Below are 7,528 nucleotides of genomic sequence, written 5' to 3'. Positions count from 1 at the left end.
CTGGTCTAGGACACCGCCTTTTCACGGCGGCGACAGGGGTTCGAATCCCCTTGGGAGTACCATTAAAAGTAAAAAAGCCCAGACTTAGTTCTGGGCTTTTTTGTGTCCAATTTCTAAATTGTATATAATCGATAAGTTGATGAACTACTGCTGACTGGTTAAGAACGTTAGTCCGGCCTCTAAATCTTCTTGGTAGCTGTAAGAGAAGAACTCCTTAAGTAGAACTTTCTTCTTTTGAAAATTATATCCTGGGTGCTCACTTATAAATTTCTTCTTCTTGTCTTCACTTAGAGTGTCCCACTTTTTTTGAACTTTATATTGCTGCTCTTTATAGATGGCAAAAGCAATATGTAAGCGCTCATGGCCTCTGGTCATGCTGATATCTTTACCCTCCATTAATATAGCGGGCTTATTTAAGAAGATGGCATATTCCTTATTCTTTGGGATCTTAAAAGCGGTAAAAGAAGGGCCTACACTATCTTTGCAACTCACTCCCTCAGAGGTTTTAAGCCAATCTCTATACTCTTTTGCGTACTTTAGGCTGAGAGAGCCACCTTTGATAAACTTAGAGAAGATTTTTGGCGTAATTTCATTTGCATTTATAATTTTTTGAAATATGTAGTAACAATAAGTACTAGACATAAACTTATCAGAGTTGTCGAACTCAACTTCTTCTATCTTTGATATGAGCTTTTTTAATAGAATTTGGTCATTAGCATTACTATCGTGAATATAACTTTTGAAAAGAAGTACTATCGATATCATTATGGTTTTCAAATATGCTCCTATATTTTAATCACTTAGCTAATATGTTAACACTGAGCTTGAAATTGTGATAGTTTCATCAGCATAATATGTTTAGTAGATTATTTGATACTTATTATATTCTCACTTCTAGGTAGGCTGGTCCCATGACAAAAGTAGCATTCTTTCAAACACATAAATACGAAATAGAGCACTTTTCTAAAGCTTCTTCAGAGGCAGGGATTGAGATTTCTTTCCTAGAGCCTAGATTAACAGCTCAAACTGCAATAATGTCTAAGGGGCATGAAGTTGTTTGCTCCTTTGCAAATGATAGCGTTGACCGTGAGACTCTTATAGAACTTAAAAATAATGGAATTAAGTTATTGGCCCTTCGTTCAGCAGGGTTTAACCATGTTGATATGCAAGCGGCCATCGAGCTCGAAATTCCTGTTGTAAGAGTTCCTAGCTATTCTCCTAACTCTATTGCTGAACATGCTGTCTGTCTTCTTCTAGCGCTTTCTCGAAGGATTCATAAGGCGCATATGAGAACTCAGTCACATAACTTCTCTTTAGATGGATTAGTGGGCTTTAATCTCCATGGAAAAAAGGTCGGAGTTATTGGAACAGGAAAGATTGGTGCAGTCTTTGCTAATATTATGAAAGGTTTTGGTAGTGAAGTTATGGCCTATGATATAGATCAAAATGAAGACTTCAATTATGTAAGTCTTGATAAGATCTTTGAAGAAAGTGATATCATTTCATTACACGTTCCACTAAATCCAAAAACTCACCATATATTAAATAGAGAAAGCTTTAATAAAATGAAAAAAGGCGTTTATATTATAAACACTAGTCGAGGTGGACTCATTGATACTAAGGCCCTGATTGACTCTCTTAAGACTGAGCATATTGCAGGAGCAGGACTAGATGTATACGAAGAAGAAGAGAATCTCTTCTTTCAAGACTTGTCAGAAGAAATTTTAATGGATGATCTCTTTGCGAGATTAATAAGTTTTCCAAACGTTTTAGTAACTTCTCACCAGGCCTTTTTAACAAGTGAAGCTCTCAGCCAGATTGCTATTGTTACAGTAAATAATATTAAGACTTATTTTTCTACAGGTGAAATGCCTAATCAGGTACTCCCGTAAAGTTAAAGAACTTCTTTTAATGGCCTTAGATTAAGGCCATGAGAAATTTATTTAATCTCATTATACGTTTTGATAACTTCTAAAGTTGTATCAAGAAAGTCAGTATAGACTGTATCATCACCTTCGCAGAAGATTACTTTATATCTCTCACCACTTAATTGATGATTTATAACACGACAAGTTTTATTTCCAACTTTAGACTTAGTTACTGATGTAATACTTGTAAACTGAGAACATCCAGATACTGCATGAGGAACATACTTATCTGAAAAAGAATTTACTTTAACTCTAGACCTATCAGATAGACCTCTTCTAATTTGCTTTCCAAAGAAATCTCTAGTTCTAAGCTCTTGTGAGAAATCTCCCTCAAGTAAGCTAGAGTAGGCTTTACTCGTAAGAGTTGCAGCATACAGTAGTCCTATTTCATTAGGAGTATCTTTTTGCGCCTGAATAGATTCGTGAACAGCATTGATACATTGTTGTTCAGTACTCTCTTCAACAAGGTCTACGGAGTTCCCACTGCCAAACTGAGTATTTGAAGCATTACTTAAAACATTTGCTATTGAAGGATTTGAGTTTAGAAAATCAAGAAATGAGGCATGACTCGACATTGATAAAAGTGTTGCAGTTATTAGTAGTGTCTTTCTCATTCCATATTCTCCTGTATGTGGTGGAGATATTTTACACAGAAATAGGATTGGATTATGATTATTAGAAGTAATTACAGTAGGTGTAAAAAGAATGATCAGCGAGTAAGTAGTTAATATTAGGGAGGGGAGACCTCCCTAGTTATGATTAGAATCTATACGTTGCTTTAACTCCATACATTCTTGGTAGTCCTGGAGAAGATACTTCTTTATCAAAGGCAGAGTAGTAATAGGCCTGACTTTCATAGACTTTATCAAAGAGGTTATTCACATAAGCTGTAATTGTATAACTCTCTTTTTCAAAAGAAACTCTAGTTCCTAGGAGTCCATAGCTTCCCATTCTCGTGTGGTTTATATTGTCGCCAAAGCGCTGACCAATATACTTATAGCTAGCTCTAAGGTTTAAGAATCCATTTACGCTATCTAGGAAATACGAATACTGAGCAAAAGTACTTCCTGTCCAATATGGAATATTGGCAAGTCTTGCACCCTTCTTATTTAGAACTGTACTACTTGTTCCTGATACTGTTTCTTCTTTGAACTTAGAGTTTGTATACCCAAGTGTAGATCCAAAAGTTAAATCAGTTGTAGCTTTTACTTTTGCTTCGATCTCACCACCGAAAACATCTGTATCGATATTGGCGTAAAAACTTTGGTTAGTAGAAGTGTCTTTAACTCTTACTTGTTTATCTTTTATATCGTTAAAGAAGATCGCTGAGTTTAGTGTCAGTCTTTGCTTAAAGAAAGTTAGCTTAGAGCCTATTTCATAAGAAAGAGATGTTGAGTCTTCATATGCTGGTTGATCTTTTGAAATTCCGTTGTAATTGTTAAAGTGGTAAGAAGGGTAACCGCCCGACTGATAACCTCTTGCAATACTTGCATATATGTTTTTAGTTGAACTCACTTGAGTTGCAAGAGTTAGTTTAGAAGTAAAATCTGTGTAGTCTGCTTCACTATTTTGTCTATAGTCAGCAATAGAAGTTGAGCTATGTATTGATTTAAATTCCTTTTGGTCGTGATTAACTCTTGTTCCAAAAGTAAGAGAGTACTTCTCTGCAAACTTCTTTGTTGCTTCTCCAAAAACTGAGAATGAATCTGATATTAAGTTAACGTTTTGTTGCTTAAAAACGAATCCACCACTGAAAGTTCTGATATGGCTGAGTAGGCGATAGTTATTTCTAGAAAAGTTTATTCCACCTGTCCAGGAAAGGTCACTGTCATCTTTATTAGATAGTCTAAGTTCTGTGTAATACTGTCTTTGGTACTCTCTAATAGATCTAAATAGCTCACTTGAATCATTAATATACTGATCAGCGAGAGCTGTTCCTACCTGGCTTCTTAGGTAGTCATAAGTAATATAGTAATCAGCTTCATCGTACTTGATGTTGAAATCATAATAATTAAAAGCACCAATAAATGTTAGAACTGATTTACTAAAATCTTTTTCAAGCTTTAGAGATGTTGTTACAAGGTTTGTTTTATATCTTGGATCGATATTTTGATGTGACTTTGGATAACCAGGCTCATTTCGAGAGATAATAAGTGGGTCTGAGCCTTCTTTCTTTTGTAGTCCAATCTTAAAGGTCGATTTGAAGATATTAGTAGGTTTGAACTGGAGTGTATTACTTAGTGAATAAGATTTGTTATCTCCAAGGTCTTTATTTAAAAAAGTATCCTGAATGTAGCCGCCTTGCTCCTTATACTTTAAGGAAATTCTATTTTGTAGCTTATCAGATCCAATTTTAAAATTAGTAGTACCAATAACGGATTTTGTTTCTAAGTTTCCGGCCTGTAGAGAAATCTTACTTCCATCTCTATAGTCTGGCTCTTTTGTGTAAATATTTATGGCACCTGCTTGAGTATTTTTTCCAAAAAGAGTTCCCTGAGGTCCTCTAAGTACTTCCACGCTTTTTATATCGATAAGGTCATTGTCCATTGCGTATCTTGGCAGTGGGATTTCATCTAAGTTGAATCCAACAGATACTTCTTCTGGAAGATTTAAGTCTTGATTACCCTGTCCTCTTATATAGGGAGTGGAGTATCTTCCTGAGTTTGAACCAATGAGAGTAACGTTAGGAGTTGTTTCAGTAATATCTCTAACTGTTTCAATCCCTGCTTCTTCTATTTGGTACTCATCATAGGTAGTAATACTAATAGGGACTTCTTGAATATTTTCTTTTCTCTTTCTCGCAATGATATAAATCGCTTCATTTTCTTTAGTGCTTTCCTGAGATAGAGAAAGGTCACTTAAAATAATCATTGAAATAAATAGTAAAACTTTCATAAAAAACCTTTTAATTATTGTATGAGCTAAATAGGCCCAAGACCCATTCTCTAGCTTCTTCATTATTTGTAACAACTGTATATGGACAAGGCATAGCTAATTGCATGGCCTTACTTGTAAACTTAGCGGTCTTTGATTGTGATCTATTCACTCTCGCAAATCCGATACACTTTTCTTTAAGTAATGGCTTATTAGTCTTAAACCAAATAGACATAGACTTCTTGGCCTCTGCTGAAAATCCAGCTTTTCCTTCTGTTGAAAAAATAAGTCCAAAAAACTCTTTATCAATTAAATCATCTAGTAAACCTAGAAAGCTGGTTTCATCTTTTTCTTCTCGTGGAGAAGTTATTTCCACTTCAAATATATTTCTTTCTATTTCATTTATAGTAATCATATGACCTTCTTATTCTTCTCCGTAATCGATGAAGTTTGGTTTAAAGCTCGTAGTAGGGAAAATCTCATCTTCACAAAGAGCGTTTATAACATTTGCTGATCGCCATGCCATTAGGCTTAGTTGTGGCTCAGATATCCCATGACCGTATCTACTAAAGTTAAATGCAAAAATTTTATTTGTTTTCTCACCATCCCATTTAAGAGAGTAGTCTTTATTGAATATAAAACGTCCTTTTTCACATAGAGGAATATGCTCTTCTAATAGGTCTAGGATTGGTGGTGTCGATTTTTGAAATCCTGTTGCTAGTATTACAACATCTGCGCTATCAGACTCAAGTCTATCTCTAAAATCATTTCTATAAGTTAAGTTATAAGATTCACCTTCTTTTTCAACCTTATCTAGCCAGCGGTAAGGGAGAATTTCAATACGCCTCTCATCTTTATGAATATTTTTAACGAGATAGAGTTCATTGTATAATTCTTCTAGGTACTCTGGAGTATTTCCATCACTAGCTAGGAGTTGGTAGTTTACAATACTTTCTTTCTTCTCATTTTTTAGAGAAAAGAACTGTTTAACATAACCTGGAGTGAAGTACTCATCAGTGAAGGGAGATGCTTCTAAAGGTTCTAGGTTTGCTCTTGTTGTTATGAGTTTGATTGAGTTTGGACGACCCCACTTTTCATTTAAAGCATTTTTAAACACTTCAACACCGGTCTGGCCTCCTCCAATAACAACGAGGTTTTTTCCTTCTAGATTAACAGTTGCAAGCTCTTTTGACTTCGCATGAAAAACATTCTTTCCTATGAACTCTCTTGCACACTTTGGAACACTTGGTATTAGCCCTGTTCCAAGACAAATATTTTTAGCAGTGAAGACTGCTTTGTTTGTTTCAATAATAAAGAGATTGTTTTTTTGAGTAATATTTTTAACCTTATTACCAAAAGCAATTTTATCTCCAAGAGACTCGGCCACCCATCTACAGTAAACTTCAAACTCTTTTCTTGTAATACTTTTTCTTCCCGTATTCATGAAAGAATAGAATAATCCATTCTTAACTAAGTAATTTAAGAAAGTATAAGGGTTCGTAGGGTCTGAACCTGTGACAAGGTCTTTCAAGAAAGACGTTTGCATATAAGAATCTTGAAATATTAATTCTCTGTGCCACTCAAAAGAAGGTTTTTGCTCAAGGAATAAACTGTCAATCTTATCAACTTGAGAGGAGTGGGCAGCAAGGCTTAAATTAAATGGGCCTACTCCGATACCAATTAAATCATATATTTTTTCTGTACTCATATTTATTCCTTACTTTTAGACTGTAAACCAAGAAAGATAGGGTTCACTAAATCCGTACCAAGCTTTGGTACCGGACGCTCAGCTGAGTCCCCGTAACCTATCTGAAATCTAACAGTGTTGATGATCACACGCTCAAATTTTTCTCTTAGTAGGTTAATTTCTTTTGGTGGAGTATTTATCTTGTTATATTCTTCAACTTCATTCGCTAGTAGTGAATAGAAGTGAATCTCATCGAAGTCTTCTGTATTTTTAAGTATTGTGGAAACAAATCTAAGTAAAGTAACCATGTGTCCAGTGAACAGATCATGAATTAAGTGTGCAGCAGGCATTGTTCCTATGTTTTTAATGTCTGGAACATCTTGGTATTTACTTATGTGCTCGCGACTTATTCTTAAGTCACCTCCAAAGTCTTTTATGGCAACTCCATAAGGGAGGTGGTCTTTAGTTCTAAGGATAATATTTTGCCCATGAGAAACAAGGCTTATACCGTATTTTACCTGTAGGTGGTAAAGTGGAATAACTACATTTTTAAAATAGAGAGATAACCAATTTGATGTGTCAGTACCAGATTTTTTGATAAGCGCAGAGATTAGTGAATTTCCAGAGTTATCTACAAATAAGAGATTTCCAGTCATTAATGATGAAATATTTTGTGACTCATCATTTAGAGTCTCCATGCTCTGTCGCCATGTAACTCCTAGGTACTCGTGGTATCTATATGGAGCATCTTTAATTTGAGAGAAGTGTTTACTAATATAGCTTGCACCGGCCCTCTCTTTGATAATTGCTAGATTGGCTTCTTGTAAGAGAGAGTCTTTAGATACCACTTCCTCTAAGTAGTCAGAGATTGTCACACCTATCTTTATATACTTCTTAGGAAGACCTCTAATGGCAGAAGTATTTAGAATAGTTAGAGGTAGCTTAATATCTAATTGTGCAGGTCTACTTATATTAGAAAGTGTTCTCAGTGATACTTGAGGTCTATATGTATCTCCAAATTCTCCTAAGTAGATGATCT

At 35.1% G+C, this 7,528-nt stretch carries 7 protein-coding genes; 1 reads left to right on the top strand and 6 read right to left on the bottom strand.

The features are described from left to right. Positions 1 to 144: 144 nt before the first annotated feature. Positions 145 to 777, bottom strand: a complete 633-nt coding sequence (locus ABX784_RS14250) for a hypothetical protein (protein WP_372655729.1) — start codon at positions 775 to 777, stop codon at positions 145 to 147. Between the two features lie 134 nt (positions 778 to 911). On the opposite strand from ABX784_RS14250, the gene ABX784_RS14245 reads away from it, so the two are divergent. Continuing rightward, on the top strand, positions 912 to 1,892 hold the full coding sequence (locus tag ABX784_RS14245) for a 2-hydroxyacid dehydrogenase (RefSeq protein WP_372655728.1): 981 nt from the start codon (positions 912 to 914) through the stop codon (positions 1,890 to 1,892). A 47-nt stretch (positions 1,893 to 1,939) separates the two neighbouring features. Here the strand turns inward: ABX784_RS14245 and ABX784_RS14240 are convergent, their stop codons facing one another. The 5 genes from ABX784_RS14240 to ABX784_RS14220 all read right to left on the bottom strand — a co-directional run. Continuing rightward, a complete protein-coding gene (locus tag ABX784_RS14240) occupies positions 1,940 to 2,542 on the bottom strand; it encodes a hypothetical protein (protein WP_372655727.1) in 603 nt (200 codons plus the stop codon). Positions 2,543 to 2,687: 145 nt separating this feature from the next. Then, a complete protein-coding gene (locus ABX784_RS14235; protein WP_372655726.1) occupies positions 2,688 to 4,823 on the bottom strand; it encodes a TonB-dependent receptor in 2,136 nt (711 codons plus the stop codon). A 10-nt stretch (positions 4,824 to 4,833) separates the two neighbouring features. Then, entirely contained in the window at positions 4,834 to 5,217 is a 384-nt protein-coding gene (locus ABX784_RS14230) for a hypothetical protein (protein ID WP_372655725.1), read from the bottom strand. Positions 5,218 to 5,226: 9 nt separating this feature from the next. After that, positions 5,227 to 6,510, bottom strand: a complete 1,284-nt coding sequence (locus ABX784_RS14225; RefSeq protein WP_372655724.1) for a lysine N(6)-hydroxylase/L-ornithine N(5)-oxygenase family protein — start codon at positions 6,508 to 6,510, stop codon at positions 5,227 to 5,229. Between the two features lie 2 nt (positions 6,511 to 6,512). Continuing rightward, the coding region (locus ABX784_RS14220; protein ID WP_372655723.1) for an IucA/IucC family siderophore biosynthesis protein at positions 6,513 to 7,528 on the bottom strand (1,016 nt) is incomplete at its 5' end.

It is taken from the genome of Halobacteriovorax sp., from assembly GCF_041587335.1.
GTDB lineage: Bacteria > Bdellovibrionota > Bacteriovoracia > Bacteriovoracales > Bacteriovoracaceae > Halobacteriovorax.
Note: the sequence above shows the minus strand (reverse complement) of the source record. Positions and strands in the feature narration are given on the sequence as shown.